Source organism: Sediminibacillus terrae, assembly GCF_009602435.1.
Taxonomy (GTDB): domain Bacteria; phylum Bacillota; class Bacilli; order Bacillales; family Amphibacillaceae; genus Sediminibacillus; species Sediminibacillus terrae.
This window is the reverse complement of record NZ_VZDQ01000025.1, coordinates 62130-77446: the sequence shown is the minus strand read 5'-3', so window position 1 is coordinate 77446 and position 15317 is coordinate 62130. Positions and strand designations below refer to the sequence as shown.

General features: G+C 38.3%; 17 protein-coding genes. 4 read left to right on the top strand and 13 right to left on the bottom strand.

The genetic code is table 11. From position 1 onward, the window contains the following. Positions 1-19 precede the first annotated feature (19 nt). The 6 genes from F6X55_RS13825 to F6X55_RS13800 form a co-directional block, all read right to left on the bottom strand. Entirely contained in the window at positions 20-730 is a 711-nt protein-coding gene (locus F6X55_RS13825; protein WP_153464227.1) for a cytochrome c biogenesis CcdA family protein, read from the bottom strand. Beyond that, on the bottom strand, positions 723-1247 hold the full coding sequence (resA, locus tag F6X55_RS13820; protein WP_153464582.1) for a thiol-disulfide oxidoreductase ResA: 525 nt from the start codon (positions 1245-1247) through the stop codon (positions 723-725). Before resA ends, F6X55_RS13825 begins: the two co-directional genes overlap by 8 nt. Before the next feature lie 64 nt (positions 1248-1311). Continuing rightward, entirely contained in the window at positions 1312-2247 is a 936-nt protein-coding gene (locus F6X55_RS13815; RefSeq protein ID WP_153464225.1) for a F510_1955 family glycosylhydrolase, read from the bottom strand. Between the two features lie 162 nt (positions 2248-2409). Continuing rightward, positions 2410-2613 carry a copper ion binding protein gene (locus F6X55_RS13810; protein ID WP_153464223.1) on the bottom strand — a complete coding sequence of 68 codons (204 nt, stop codon included), beginning with the start codon at positions 2611-2613 and terminating at the stop codon, positions 2410-2412. A 25-nt stretch (positions 2614-2638) separates the two neighbouring features. After that, positions 2639-5044 (bottom strand): heavy metal translocating P-type ATPase, encoded by a 2406-nt coding sequence (locus F6X55_RS13805; RefSeq protein ID WP_153464221.1) that lies wholly within the window; start codon positions 5042-5044, stop codon positions 2639-2641. A 13-nt stretch (positions 5045-5057) separates the two neighbouring features. Further along, entirely contained in the window at positions 5058-5375 is a 318-nt protein-coding gene (locus F6X55_RS13800) for a metal-sensing transcriptional repressor (RefSeq protein ID WP_153464219.1), read from the bottom strand. A 656-nt stretch (positions 5376-6031) separates the two neighbouring features. Here F6X55_RS13800 and F6X55_RS20360 point away from each other — a divergent pair. Together F6X55_RS20360 and F6X55_RS13790 are read left to right on the top strand one after the other, a co-directional pair. Continuing rightward, positions 6032-6112, top strand: a complete 81-nt coding sequence (locus F6X55_RS20360; RefSeq protein ID WP_337189842.1) for a DUF4396 domain-containing protein — start codon at positions 6032-6034, stop codon at positions 6110-6112. A 14-nt stretch (positions 6113-6126) separates the two neighbouring features. Further along, on the top strand, positions 6127-6741 hold the full coding sequence (locus F6X55_RS13790; RefSeq protein WP_153464217.1) for a class I SAM-dependent methyltransferase: 615 nt from the start codon (positions 6127-6129) through the stop codon (positions 6739-6741). A gap of 42 nt (positions 6742-6783) precedes the next feature. Here the strand turns inward: F6X55_RS13790 and F6X55_RS13785 are convergent, their stop codons facing one another. From F6X55_RS13785 to F6X55_RS13760, 6 genes are all read right to left on the bottom strand, one after another. After that, positions 6784-8313 (bottom strand): multicopper oxidase family protein, encoded by a 1530-nt coding sequence (locus F6X55_RS13785; protein WP_237648688.1) that lies wholly within the window; start codon positions 8311-8313, stop codon positions 6784-6786. Positions 8314-8337: 24 nt separating this feature from the next. Beyond that, positions 8338-8568 (bottom strand): SHOCT domain-containing protein, encoded by a 231-nt coding sequence (locus tag F6X55_RS13780; RefSeq protein ID WP_153464213.1) that lies wholly within the window; start codon positions 8566-8568, stop codon positions 8338-8340. Between the two features lie 339 nt (positions 8569-8907). Further along, positions 8908-10206: an APC family permease gene (locus F6X55_RS13775; RefSeq protein WP_153464211.1), complete on the bottom strand. Its 1299-nt coding sequence runs from the start codon at positions 10204-10206 to the stop codon at positions 8908-8910. A 166-nt stretch (positions 10207-10372) separates the two neighbouring features. Then, positions 10373-11260: a multicopper oxidase family protein gene (locus tag F6X55_RS13770; RefSeq protein ID WP_153464209.1), complete on the bottom strand. Its 888-nt coding sequence runs from the start codon at positions 11258-11260 to the stop codon at positions 10373-10375. Positions 11261-11337: 77 nt separating this feature from the next. Further along, positions 11338-12066 carry an urease accessory protein UreH domain-containing protein gene (locus F6X55_RS13765; protein WP_153464206.1) on the bottom strand — a complete coding sequence of 243 codons (729 nt, stop codon included), beginning with the start codon at positions 12064-12066 and terminating at the stop codon, positions 11338-11340. 211 nt (positions 12067-12277) lie between these two features. Next, positions 12278-12664, bottom strand: coding sequence for a DUF302 domain-containing protein (locus F6X55_RS13760; protein WP_153464204.1), 387 nt, complete (start codon positions 12662-12664; stop codon positions 12278-12280). A gap of 175 nt (positions 12665-12839) precedes the next feature. Between F6X55_RS13760 and F6X55_RS13755 the strand changes: the two genes are divergently transcribed. Further along, entirely contained in the window at positions 12840-13592 is a 753-nt protein-coding gene (locus F6X55_RS13755; protein ID WP_153464202.1) for a YwmB family TATA-box binding protein, read from the top strand. 140 nt (positions 13593-13732) lie between these two features. Continuing rightward, entirely contained in the window at positions 13733-14563 is an 831-nt protein-coding gene (gene lgt, locus F6X55_RS13750; RefSeq protein WP_153464200.1) for a prolipoprotein diacylglyceryl transferase, read from the top strand. Positions 14564-14698: 135 nt separating this feature from the next. On the opposite strand, the gene F6X55_RS20250 is transcribed toward lgt, so the two are convergent. Then, entirely contained in the window at positions 14699-15064 is a 366-nt protein-coding gene (locus F6X55_RS20250; protein ID WP_237648676.1) for a hypothetical protein, read from the bottom strand. Positions 15065-15317: the final 253 nt, after the last annotated feature.

The following is a 15317-nucleotide window of genomic DNA, read 5'->3' as shown; positions in this document are numbered from 1 at the left end:
GTCCCCTCAATTCAGATAGTTAGAAGCCAGTCCATCCTCCAAAAAATTGATTAGTAATGAAGGAGGTCAATCGTGTCATCCATCCAAAAAACAAAAACACCCCCATAATAATCATGACATATCCGCCAAACTTAACAATTTTCCGATTATGTCTTTTGATCCACTTTATACGGCCAATAAACATAGCCATCAAGAAAAATGGAATGGAAAACCCTAGAACATAGCTGATCATGTAGAAGACAGCCTCATCAGGGGAGGAAACACCTAAAGCAATAACAGCAGCAAGAATCGGCCCTGTACATGGGGTCCATCCAGCCGCGAAAGCCATTCCCACAGCACTAGAGCCTAAATATCCAGGAGGTCGATTTTTCAACGATACTTTATATTCTTTCATGAAGAGTATAGGTTTATAAAAGCCGACGACAACCAACCCTAAAAAAATGATTAGGATTGCTCCCAATTGACGAATCAGATCGTCATAACGAATGAACCACCCTCCGATCCATGAGGTAGAAAAGCCAATCGCGATAAAAATGATTGAAAAACCAAGAAGGAAAAAAGTTGTGTGGAGCATCGGCTGCTTTTGGAAAAACTTTTTTCTTTTTTGTAAATCATCGACAGACATACCCGTAATATAGGATAGAAACGCCGGATATAACGGGAGACAACAAGGCGATATAAAAGATAAGAACCCCGCACCGAAGGCTAAGAACACATTCACATCAGCCATCTGACTCCCTCCATTTTTCCGGCTGAATTTTCTTCATATAATCACGAACTTGAGGTTCCGTCAATCCCGCAGTAATTCGATCGACTACTTTACCATTTTTATCAATTAGAAAAGTAACAGGGATGGGTCCAATACCGTAAGCATCAAGAAGCTCTTCACGGCTATCCATCAATACAGGGAACGTCATACCTTTCCGTTCCACAAAGGCAGATACCGTCACGTCGTTTTCACCCACATCAACGGCTAGAACTTTCACACCTTCATCCTTAAACTTTTGATACTGACTCTCAATATAAGGCATCTCTTCTTCACACGGTTTACAATACGTAGCCCAAAAATTGAGGAACACTCCTTGTCCTCTATAGTCACTCAGCTGTACGGTTTCTCCAGATAAAGTTTTTAATGCGAAATCTGGTGCCATATCTCCTGCATTCACAACTTCTGAATCTTTAGTGAAATTTTGGTATAGGACAAACCCGACTACAAACATAAAGAGACTCAATACCACAATTCTCATCCACAAACGCCGCTTTTTTTTCTTTTTCAAAAATAACCTACCTCTCTATAGTAAATTTCACTTTTTATTTTGTTTTCCCTTGGTCTATAATTTGTTTCCATGATTCTCCAGAGTTTGTAGTCATGTAACTGTTCCCTTTAATTGTGAAGATAACAAACTCACCATCCGTGTCTGGGTTTTTAGAGATATACATGACAGCATCTTCCTTCAACTTAGGGAGTTTCATATTTTCTTTTGATTGATCATTCCAATCATATTTCTTCAATAAAGGCTCTCCGGTATAAAGACCGTAGAATAATCGATCTTTTGTGAAATACAAACCGCTCCCTTGTCCTTGTTCAGAAATCATCTTGAAGGTCTCTCCTCCATCTTCACTGAGGTAAATCCCTGTCGCACTTGCCACCGCCACGATATTCTCATCATCCGGATGCACGGCAATTTGAAAGATTTTCTCTCCTAAGTTTTCAGCCTTGATTTTTTTCCAAGTCTCCCCTTCATCCGTGCTTTTATAAAGCCCTTTGTCCATCTCAGAATTAGGCCTCTCGTTCAATACATAAATCGCATGATTGATTGCCCCTACTCCCATTGCATGAAAATCGACTTCTCCTTCAAAAGCAAGAGCTGATAGGTCTTCATCGGTCAAATCTCCTTTTTGAAGTCCAACAGGGTTAGGTAAATCACTTTGTTTACCAGGATGACCAGAAGTATAAAAACCATCATCGACTGCATTAAAACCCATATAATCATTTTTGTGGTATTTAGATTCCATCCAATCCCCATCTTGGAAAAGCTTAACCCCTGAATGAGCGGCGTATGCAATTGTCTCTCCATCAACATACCCCATACCATGCACATGCTCTATTGATCCATCAAATGATTCTGTAGCTGTTTGTAGGGATTCTTTTCCCCCTTCCTTTTGGTTACTTTCTTGTTCTGATTGGCTACACCCAGCAATAGCTGTAATCGATGCCAATATCAAAAGGGTAAATCTCATATTCATTTCAAACACTCCTTGAAGAAATCTCAACTCATCCTCTCAAAAAATTATCGAGAAAATGTGAAGAAATTCTATATTTTTTGAACCTCTCTCCAAATAGAAAAAAAGCCTGAAGATACAACCTTTGTCGTAGCTTCAGGCTTTCATTTTTCTTTTAGTTCTTATTTAAGAAACTACATCGTACCCCTGTTCTTCGATTGCTTCAGTCATTTCTTGTTTACTAACATTCTCATTTGCAGAAATGTCAACGTTCCCTGTTTTCAAATCTACTTGTACATCTTGTACTCCCTCAACCTCTTTTAAGGCACCTTTAACCGCTTGTTCACAATGTCCACACGTCATTCCTTCTACTTTAATAGTCGTTTGCATTCTTGATTCATCCTTTCTAATTTAATTATATCTTCACACGCTTCAAACGAAGCGAATTACTAACGACACTTACAGAACTGAACGCCATCGCAGCACCAGCCACCCATGGGGCTAATAATCCAATTGCAGCTACAGGAATACCCGCTGTGTTATAGGCAAGTGCCCAGAACAGGTTCTGTCGAATATTCTTCATTGTCTTACGACTTAGTTGGATGGCCTTACTCAAATGTTCAAGATCTCCACCGATTAGTGTGATGTCGGCTGTTTCAATGGCGACATCTGTTCCAGTCCCAATAGCAATACCAATATCAGCTGTAGCTAAAGAAGGAGCATCATTGATCCCATCTCCTACCATAGCGACTTTCTGACCCTGTTTTTGCAGCTCCTTCACTTTCTCAGCTTTTTCTTCAGGTAAAACTTCGGCAATGACACCATCGATTCCAACTTGCTCCGCAATGGCTTTAGCCGTCCGTTCATTATCCCCTGTGACCATGAAGACCTGGATCCCTAACTCTTTCAGGTCGGCAATCGCTTGCTTAGAAGTTTCTTTTACCGTGTCAGCAACCGCGATATACCCTTTGATTTCTTGGCCAATCGCAATAAACATGGCTGTTTTACCTTCAAGTTCTAACTTTGAAAAAGCCTCTTCATATTGTTGATAAGGTAAGCTCTCACGTTCCATCAGTTTTCTAGTCCCAACAAGGACTTTTTTATCTTCTACTTTCGCTTGAATCCCATATCCAGGAATCGCTTCAAAGTCTATAGCTTCCTTGAGTTCTACGTTCTGCTCATTTCCGTAGGCGACAATTGCCTCGGCTAGTGGGTGTTCAGATGCCTTCTCGGCAGCGATTAAATCAGCCAGCCACTCCTCTTTATCCTCACCAAATGCAACGAAATCGGTAACTTCAGGCTTACCTTTCGTCACTGTACCTGTCTTATCTAATAGAACAGTGGTTATGCTTTGTGTCCCTTCTAAATATTCACCGCCTTTAAAAAGGATACCCTGTTCAGCCCCTTTTCCGGTACCTACCATGATTGAGGTGGGCGTTGCAAGACCTAGTGCACAAGGGCAGGCAATAACGAGTACAGCAATTGAAGCTTCAAGGGCTGCAGGCAATTCGCCTGGGGTTACAAATACAAACCAGCTAATAAACGTAAGAACGGCGATTCCAACGACAATTGGTACAAAGATTCCAGATATGATGTCTGCCGTTCTTTGGATAGGGGCTTTTGAGCCTTGTGCTTCTTCAACAATTTTAACAATTCCTGCAAGAGCTGTATCTTTCCCAACCCGCTCAGCTTTCATTTGTATAGTACCGTTTTTGTTGATGGTTGAGCCGATAACAGAATCTCCTTCATTCTTTTCAACTGGAATGGACTCTCCTGTAATCATGGACTCATCTATAGACGATTTCCCTTGAACTAAACTTCCATCTACGGGGATTTTCTCCCCTGGTTTAACTAACAATATATCGTCAACTTCTACTTGATCCACAGGGATCTTTACCTCTTCACCATCTTTTAGGACCGTTGCTTCTTTCGCTTGGAGGTTCAATAGCTTCGTTAAAGCAGCCGTAGTACGCCCTTTTGCAAGGGATTCGAATAATTTCCCAACAAGGATCAAGGTAATGAGAACAGCACTTGTTTCAAAATAAAGCTCAGGCATAATTTGAGAGTTTATCTGCCAGCGAACCGCCTCGACCAAACTATAAAAATAAGCTGCCGATGTACCTAATGCTACTAGCACATCCATATTGGCACTCTTATTCCGTAAGGAGCGATATGCGCCTACATAAAACCGAGCACCAATATAGAATTGCACAGGAGTTGCAAGAATAAATTGAAACCAAGGATTCATTAGAATTTCAGGAACTGGCAACCCAATCTCCCACGGCAAGTGGGCAATCATGGTATATAACAGTGGAAATGAAAGGAGAACAGACATCCATAAATGGCGTTTCTTTTTCTTGATTTCCTCTTCCTTATAATCTTTCTGTTCCTCACGATCTTGTTTGATCACTGCATCATAGCCAAGCTTCTTCACTTTGGCGATGATATCGTCAACGCTAACTCGGTTAGGTTCGTATTCAACAAAACCAGCCTCAGTTGCTAAATTGATCGTGGCCTGGTCAATTCCATCCATCTTGTTCAATACTTTCTGAATCCGTGATGAACATGCAGAGCAAGTCATCCCGTGAATGTCCAATTCTACTTGCTCTTTCTGGACACCATACCCTAGCTTTTCAATTTTGGCAGTAATGTCGGAAGATTGTACTCGCTCTTCATCGTAATGGATACTTGCTTTTTCCATCGTCAAATTCACATTGGCCTCAACGCCGTCCATTTTGTTCAAGACTTTTTCAATACGCGTTGAACAAGCCGAGCAGGTCATACCGGTAATTCCTAAATTCATATCTTTTTGCTCACTCATAGACACGACCCTCCTATTTGGAGAATTGTTGGACCACCTTCATTAATTCATCAATTGCTTTCTCGCCCTCTCCATTTTTAATGGCACTTGCTACACAATGATGAGTGTGACGTTCAAGTAACGAATGGCCAACTTTATTTAAGGCTTTATTTATAGCTGAGATTTGGATAAGAATATCAACACAATACCGATCCTCTTCCACCATTTTTTGTATTCCTCTTACTTGTCCTTCTATACGTTTCAACCGGTTCATAACAGCTTCTTTTTCTTGAACTGTTCTAGGTTTTACAGGTTTTTTATTACTGTTTTCCGGTAAGTATTGGTCTTCCATGTTTGAATTCCTCCCTTAGCATTAAATATACCCCTATGTGGTATTGTTAGTCAACAGTAGTGTTTTAATATTAATTCTCGTGCTAGTTATGTTTGGGAAAATACCATTACTGGGTATGTCAACAATATTAGAGGTGATTATATGTTAGTTACAGTCTCATGGATTGCACTAATAATCGACTTATCTCTTCCCTTATCATCATAGTTGATGACATCCGCGATCCACAAATGATGAAGGTTATGAACTTTGTATAGCCTATAAACGGATGGTTTTTTGTTCCATTCGCGCGCTGGACATACTTTAAATGGGGCCGATTAAAAGCTAAGAACTTGGATATAGACTATCATCGCGGACGCCCAGCAAAAGTGTTCATTTTCACTAGCCATTGCTCAGCAGCCTGTACTCTCGGAGATCCAGTTACCGTTCCAATTGTAGCTATAACTGGATTGACGATTATTTGCTCATTATATGGTTGAATTCATCTTAGCGTATATCTTTGAAATCAATAAAAATAAGGGAGTCATAGGCTTAATAAAAGCTGCTGTTAAAGCAAATTCACTTTCTTTAATTGCCTATGAAGAAGTAAGAATTTTCGGTTGGATAGCTATTGCTCACTACATATTATTTACAGACCAACTGAGATTACGTAATGGTTCATGATGCAAATTGTTATGATCCTTGGTTTCCTTACTAGTTATCCAGTCAATTGGTTGCTTGTAGATCTAATCTGTCATTAAATGGGGGAAATCATATGGACAAAAAACAAACGGAAAAAATTAAACAACGGTATAATCGAATATCCATTGTGTTCGATCTAATGGACCACATGATCCGTGATCAATGGAGAGAAAACCTTCTTAAAAAGGCTTATGGAGAAACACTGGAAGTAGGTGTAGGTACCGGGACTAACCTGAAGTATTACAATGATCAAACTAATGTAACGGGTATAGATTTCAGCCCCAACATGCTTCAAAAAGCTAAACAAAAAGTCAATCAACTTTCAGGTCACTTTGAATTATTAGAAATGGATGCTCAAAACCTAAAATTTAATGATGATACTTTCGATACTGTAGTATCTACTTGTGTTTTTTGTTCGGTGCCTGATCCTATTCGAGGTTTAAAGGAAATCAGACGGGTGACAAAACCTACCGGACAAATTATAATGCTTGAACATATGAGAAGTGATGTGGAATGGGTAGGAAAGATCATGGATATTTTAAACCCAATTGGCCTATCTATTATTGGCGCAAATATAAACAGGAGAACAATGGATAATATTGAAGTGGCCGGTTTAAAAATTACTCAACAAGAACAATTAATGTCCTCTATTATGAGAAGAATCAAGCTCTCCCCCAACAAAAAATAAAGACGATTCCCAAAAAGGAATCGTCTTTATTTTTGTTTTGTTTCATGGCTGGTTACTATTTTCCCCACCTAATCCAAACGGTGAATAAACACCCTCATAATCAACGATAGTCACCATTCCGCGATCAGCATGGTTATTATCGTGACAGTGAAATAACCACTCCCCCTTGTTATCAGCTTTAAAGTAGACTGTGTAAGTTTCACCAGGCTTCACATGAATTAAATCTTTAACGATCGGAGCATCATAAGGTTTCCCGTTTCTCGATTGCACTTGAAAACGATGCCCATGTAAATGCATCGGATGGTTAAGCATACCAGTGTTTTTGATTTTCACCTTGACAATGTCTCCTTCTTCTACGGAAATCATAGGGGTATCAGGGAAAACTTTATCATTAATTTGAAAGGCCATTCCTTCTCCCATATTCATCCCCATACTTAAATCCATTTGGTAAGAAACATCGGTTTCAGGCACCTTATCGAATAATAATTGTTCACTTCCTTTAGATGTGCCACTTCCTATGGAGGATGCAGTCTCTACATTCAAATCATTGCCATCTGACATGTTCTCTTTTCCATTGGAAACAACCGGGATTTTCATTTGGTCAGCATTTTGCAATTGAGGATCTTCTCCAATAACCTCTAGACCTTTCTTTTCTTTTGTATAGGCCACATCAATACGTTCACCAGGTGCAATTTCCAAAGTGTTTATTGATTCTCCAACTTGCTTCACATCTTCAGCATCCGTTGCTAATACCTTCATAGAACCTTTCGGAAAAACTAATCGATGTCGTTGATAACCAGCATTAACAAAACGCAAACGTGCGGTTTCTCCTGCCTCCAACTCTAATGGCTGAATGGCTGAACCCGATTTACCATTCACCGTTAACGTATCATACATCTGCTTTGTATCAGCTTCTCCGTCTCCAGACATGGACCCCATCATCATTCCACCCATATTCGATAAGCTTTGCTTCTCTTGATTCACAGCCCACTCATCTAGTATGAACGTTTTATCTTTTTCAAATTTCTTGCTTTTTTCTTCAATTACTAATGGTCCATATAGCCCTTTATCTACTTGCTTTGAACTATGCTGATGTGAATGATACCAATAGGTACCTGCATCGTTAGCTATAAACTCATAAGTAAACGTATCCCCAGGCTGAACAGCATCTTGAGTCAGCCCAGGCACCCCATCCATTTGGTTAGGCAAAATCATTCCATGCCAATGGATCGTCACAGGGACATCCAGTTGATTTTTCAAACGCACCTTCACATAATCCCCTTCAGTGACATGAATGGGCTCCCCAGGAACCTTTCCATTATACGTCCAGGCTTCCACTTCTTTGCTCTCATTTATTTTCCAGATTGTTTCTTTGGCTTTTAGTTCAAAGGTTTTGACAGGTCGATTTCCAGCTTTTTGTGTCTCCAGATCCATAATGCTTACCCCATCTTGTTGGACTCCTGCCGGTAAGGATTGCTGGGTCGAGCCTGAAAATGGAGATTGGAAAAACATCCATACTCCAAAACCTAATAAGACAGCTATAAGAATTGATCCAATGATCTTTCGGTTCATTTGTTTCACCTCTCCAGACTTTCACTACTGTTCTAGTTTCTTTTTTAATCGGTCGTATTCTTCTTCAGATATTTCTCCGTTTGCCAATCTGCGCTTTAAAGATTCTAAGGATCCATCTTGAGGAGGTTTTTTACTCGTATTTGGTTTCATCATCCACACGACAATTAAAATAATGGCCACTAAAATAATAAGACCTAATAATCCATAACCGAAAAAGCCGCTCCCCATACCGCTTCCGTTCATCATTCCATTCATAAACAATACCTCCTTTTCATTTTACATACCTATACCACGGACCGTATAAAATTAATCTGTTTAAAAACGTCGTTCTATTGTAAGTACGACGTTTTTAAATAATTCATTTGGTTTGGTTTCATTAGTGTTTAAATCATCTTAATTTACTTCAATGATTCATATATTTTGAAATACCGGAAAAAAACATAAGCACATTGAATGTAAACTTATTTCTAATGATAAAGTACACACGTGCATAATTTGTGCAGAATAAATTTTGTACACTCAACCAGTAAGAAACACCCTTCTATATTTTAATAATGGTGTTTTTATTGTGCTCTGTTTTATTAATGAATTGGCTCACTTCGCTGGTCTGTTCTTCAAAAACAAGTGTTCACCAATAAAAATTAATACAATAAATAATATAGAGACAGCTACGATCAACCAGTCGGTATTCAACTTCACCCATGTGAAAGCCAACAATACAATAGCATCTAACAATAAAGCAGTTAATACAATTCCGGAATTAGCATTAACTTTCTTTCGTAAATGTTTGAAAACTCCCCAGTGGACAATCATATCCATGACAAGATATAAAATAGCCCCTACAGATGCAATCCGAGTTAAATCGAAGACGACTGCTAGAAACATCGCCAACACCACTGTATATACAAGGGTGTGTTTTTGAACTCTTCCTGGCATGCCAAAATGCTTATGAGGAATTAATTTCATATCCGTAAGCATAGCCAACATACGTGAAACAGCGAAAACACTTGCAACAATACCTGAAATGGTAGCTATAATAGCAATAGCAACTGTGAACCAAACCCCGAAGTCACCAAAGGCAGGCCTAGCTGCTTCTGCAAGGGAATAGTTCTTCGCTTCAATAATATTACTCAAGGATAAATTGCTTGAAACAGCCCATGCTACAAGCAGATAAACAACAAGGCTAATTAAGATGGTAGCTATGATCGCTCTTCCAATATTTTTCTTTGGATTCACAATCTCTGAACCGCTATTAGTAATCGTTGTGAAACCTTTAAATGAAAGGATGGTTAAAGCTATAGCAGCAATCATACTAGCCACCGTCGAATCAGGCGTACCGCTTCCTCCCCCTGCTGGAACAACAGAAAAACCGGCCACCCATAATCCTCCCATAGCAAACACGACTAAACCTATTATTTTTAGGAGGGAAATAATGGACGTAAACGTTTGAATAAAGCTATTACCCGAAATATTTACTATAAAAGCGAATAAAAGCAATCCTACACCGAGAACAGGAACAAGGAAGCTCCCTTCATCTATATTAAATATTTGCAAAGTATAAGTTCCAAAAGTCCGGGCCACTAAACTTTGATTGATCACCATCGATACGGCCATCAGCATAGCAGCTGAAGCAGTCAATGTACCCTTTCCATAAGCTTTTACTAGGAACATTCCTATTCCACCAGCAGAAGGATACTCATTGCTCATTTTAACGTAAGAGTAAGCGCTAAATCCTGTCACTATCCCCCCTACAATAAACATGAGTGGAAACCATGTTCCAGCTAATTCTGCAATCTGTCCTAGTAAAGCAAAGATTCCCGCACTTATCATAACTCCTGTTCCAAGTCCTATTGCCCCTATGAGCGAAAGGCTATTTTTTTTATACTCTTCCATAAAATCACTCCTTTGACACAGTCTACTTACCGTCACTACCCATTCTTTGTGCAGATTTTATGCATTTTCCATACCTGCCATTCATAAATACAATACTTTATCGTAAAAAGAAGAATGATACCTATTTGATCAGGTATCATTCTTAAAATAGATTGAACATGAATTTTTATCCCTTTATATACTTCAGTGATGTCATCATACCTCCGTGCCCCTCTGCGTGATTATTTGACATATGATGGGGCGTGTGACAATGAAACGGCCACTCTCCTGGGTTATTTGGGTCAACTATCAAGTCAAAAGTTTCACCCGGTGACAAGGTAACGCTGTTCCTCTTCATTTTCATTGCATCCGGAAGTGGATTTCCATCTTGGTTTTCAATTTCGAACTGATGGCCATGGATATGCATGGGATCGGGGCTGTGACCAATACTTCCTAGCCGGATCCTCACCTTTTCCCCTTCTTCTGTTTCCATCGGGCTAACATCAGGAAAGCAACGTCCGTTTATGGTGTAGAAATTAAATGCGTGGGAGTGTGGGTTTATTTCATATGTTCCTTTTTCCACACTTCCATGCTCTAAATCCTTTAAAGCAAATTCTTGCAATAAAAGGAAATAATCATGCTCAACAGGATCATTTTTCTCTTTGATTATGAAACCTCCTCCAAGTCCCATCATTTGCTGTTTCATTGAGTTATAGTGAGAGTGATACATGTGAGTACCTGGAGCATTAATTACAGTAAATCGATAATCATAATACTGTCCTGGCTCTATCTTAGGAGAAGGTTGGAGGGTCACGCTACCGTCCATTTCTACGGGAATATCTAGTCCGTGCCAATGGACACTTGTTGACTCCGGAAGCTCATTATTCACCCTTATGTTCACTTGGTCACCCGGGTTTACTATGATAGTTGGCCCTGGTATAGAACCATTATAACCCCATCCTTCAATAAACACTCCGTTCAATAATTCTTTTCGGACTGGTTCAGCTGTTAGCTCAAAATATTTTATCCCATCCTTTTTCTCCCCATAAAGTTGTTGCTGATCTGGTGTATGCATTTAAAATACCTCCCTGTAGTATTTATCCTTTCCATAACCTCATCCTTACTGTATTAAACCTAGAAAGCCATGTTTGTTCACCAATAAGTTAAAGCATCCAAAATACCAACCGCAATTAAGATCCATCCAGCAGCTTTCTGAACTAGCCCACCAATCTTTCGCCCTTTTTTCATGAATGATCCTCCTAAATTGAAGTACCAAATTAGGAAAATGGAAACAATTAAAGGAATAGAAGTTCCCACTGCAAAAACGGAAGGTAGCACCGCCCCGTATGACGTAGATAAGACGACCGGCATTAACGTCATAAAGAACAAAATAAACATGGTTGGACAAAAAGCCAGAGTAAAACTCACGCCCATAAGAAAGCTTCCCCAATAACTATCTCTCAAAAATCTTTCGGGAATTTCAGCTAATTTTATACTCCATCTCATACGGAAAATGCCCAGCATGAATAATCCGATGACAATTAGAAACGGACCAATCATTTTCCTAATAAACGGTATGTACGAGGTTAAACTGGACTGAATTTCTTTTCCAAGCATCCAAACGATTAACCCTAAGGTGGAAAATACGAAAATTTTCCCTATGATAAAGAGCAAAACATGAAGCCAGGGTACGTTGGATTGCAATGATCGATTCCCATAAATAGTTATGGCTCCAATATTACCTGTAAATTGACAAGGTGCTATGGCTCCCACTAAACCGAGTAAAAAAGCAGAGAGAAGAGGAACACCTTCCCACTGTAAAGCTAAGTTAAAAAAAGGTTGACTAAAGACATTACTTATTTCACTAAAAAATTGATACATCCCTTACCTCCACGCTTTAAAGTCATTTAGAATCTTCAACATGTGCGCACTAGTAAACGTCCTTCATAACGTTCAAATAAAAAAATATTTTTCTAAAGTCTCTTTTCATCCTACATTGATGTTGTGCAGATTCTGTGTAAATTTCAATATTATTTTAGAGCAGAAAAAGCCACCCATAATAAATGGGCGGCAATCTAATTTATCTTTTTTATTAAATTGCTTTTTCAATAGATGATTGCAAGCGCTGTTCAACATCTTCAGCAATTTCAGCTAATTTTTCATCATCAGCCAACCCAATTAATGTTGTTGGTTTCGGCATACCTACTTTCACTTGTCCTTCTTCTTCATATACGACTATTTTACACGGAAGAAAATAACCGACCATTTTGTTCTCCTGAAGGACACGATCCGCTTCAACTGGATTACAGACTTCTAATACTCTATAAGGAGTATTAAATCCCATCCCTTTTTCTTGTAACTTACCCGTTAAATCAAAGTTCCAAAGAACACCGAATTTTTCTTCTTTTAAAGAGTTTTCCAGAGAAGAAATAACCTCATCTACGGTTTTGGATGTTTCTTTCGTAAAATCAAATTGCATAACTTCCACCTCTCTTAATTTTTTATTCTATTATACACATACCCAGTTCCGTATAAACAAAACTAAAAAAATCTTCTTCTAAATCTATTAAGCTATGACCTTAATGTATAAACTGTAACCTAAGTGTCAATTATAGGTGATATATACAAGCTATTAAGATTAAGGGAGATTAATTATGAAGGTTCATAATCAGATTTTTCTGAATAGCATTACTATCGGGTTGTCTTTTTCCCTCATAATTTTTGGATTATCCTTTCATATAATTTCAGCACGTGCATTCGAATTTCCGAAAGAACTAGTAACGTTAGTAAAAGATGATCAAGAGACTGGTTCTATTCAGTACATTATTTCTCACAGTAACAAGGAAGAAGTATACATGAATAGAAAGGATTTTTTTCAAAAAGCCTCTAAACTAGAGGATGCATTTACAATTACTTTATTACAAGTGGGGCATGATAACGGTCATCATATTTTAGAATTTACAGGCGAGAAAAAGTTATCGAACAGTGCCTACCTACAAATGAAATGGGTGGGAGTAGAAAAAGAAGGTTTAGACCAATATGAAGTATACTTATTAGTAAAGATAAAGGGACCGTGGGTTGATGAGCAGAATGCTCTCAAGCGTTGGAAAACGTTAAAACACCAACTAGGTATTACTGGCATTTCTCCACAATTGAACCTTATGATTGAAAAAAAGTTCTACAAAAGAGTACCAGAAGAAAGAATAGATAAATATGCTAAACTTCTCGTTGAGGAACTGGATGGAAAAATCACAAATAAATACTCCGATAGCAGCCAAACAATTTTAGAAGGTTACTCTCCTCTGATGAAGGATACAGCCGAGACAGCTTTTCCAAAAAACAATGTGCAATTGGCCATTAGCAATAAGGCTATTCAAGTGGGCTCTCCACTCCTTGTTCTAAATTAACTTCAGAGCATATTATATTTCTATAAAACTAGTATAATCCTTCATAGAATATTACTAAGTTCTCCACAATTTCTTGATAATTTTTCTTCATCTTTAAAGTGAACAGAACTATATTCTACATTCATGAAGGAGGAATTTAGGTGAATTATGAGGCCGAACCTTTAAGTCGAGTATTTATCGAATTGGGGCCTTTAACTATATATTGGTACGGTGTCATCATTGCTGCTGGGGCCTATTTAGGATTGGTTCTCGCTCTACGAGAAGCAGAACGTATTGGTGTAAGCAAAGAAACATTCGTCGACCTGGTGGTTTATGCAATTCCAATTGCAATATTATGCGCACGAATCTATTATGTAGCATTCGAGTGGGAACGTTATGCTGAGAGGCCTCTTATCGACATAGTTGCAATATGGGAAGGTGGTATCGCCATTCATGGTGCTATAATCGGAGCCACCTTAACAGGTTTGATTTTTGCAAGGGTGCGTAAGGTTTCTTTTTGGAAACTCGTAGATATTGCTGCCCCAAGTATTATTCTGGGTCAAGCAATTGGACGCTGGGGGAACTTCATGAACCAGGAAGCACACGGGGGACCTGTATCTGAAGAATTTTATAATAATTTCATGCAACACTTGCCAAATTTCATTATCAACCAAATGGCCATTGATGGTATTCTATACCATCCAACTTTTTTATATGAATCTTTGTGGAATATTACAGGATTCACCCTATTAATAATACTTAGAAAGTACAATCCAATTAGAGGAGAGGTTTTCTTAAGTTATGTCATCTGGTATTCGTTTGGTCGTTTCTTTATAGAAGCGATGCGTACAGATAGTTTATATATGATTTGGAATCTTCGCACTGCGCAAGTTATCTCTGTTGTGCTCATTGTTTGGGCTATTTGTACAATCATCTATCGTCGTTATTTCCTTAAAATAAGAGTACATTATAATAGAATAGATCAAAAATAACTTGTAAAGACCAGTCACTAACTTATATTAATTTATTTCGCCGCCTAACTTTATTTATAAGAGGGCGGCCATATTTATGTGGAAATAATCTTGTAATTCTATATGAATTACACACATTGTAAAATGGTGTGTTATTTACACTAAATATTTCAATAAAAGCCACCCTAATGAAATAAAAACACCGAATGACATAAGCAGTATGGTTATTAGGATCCCGATTTCTCTTTTACAATACCATAAATATTCATAATAATTTATTTCGCCCTTTGCAAAGCGTAATCCATTCAGATTTGATTTTATAGAGTAAAGTTTCCCATCATCGTCTGATAAGATTATTTTATCAATTAAAACAGTGGAATTTAAAAATTTGAATTCAGTATTATTCTGGACTAGTATAGACGTTCCGTCAGCCAAAATTAACTTAATCGGTTTATAGATTGAATTTTTCTGAATTTCTATAAAGCAGCCTTTTGCCTGTTGTTCAATTGCACCGTTGTCCAAACACACCATGATCACCTCTGCATTATTTTATTTCAAATTGGAAAATTCGTGAATCTTATCTAAATCCGCTACTAAAATAATCAACCCTTTTATAAAAAAACATAACAGAAGGCGGCAAACTCCTTATCATAAGGGGTTTTATTACATTCAACAAAGCACTCTTAATATCCTCCCACAAGTTTCATGACTCGTAAGGGGATATTAAGAGTTACAGCGAGATTTAAATATCCATTCATTTTCATTTGTAGAGTTT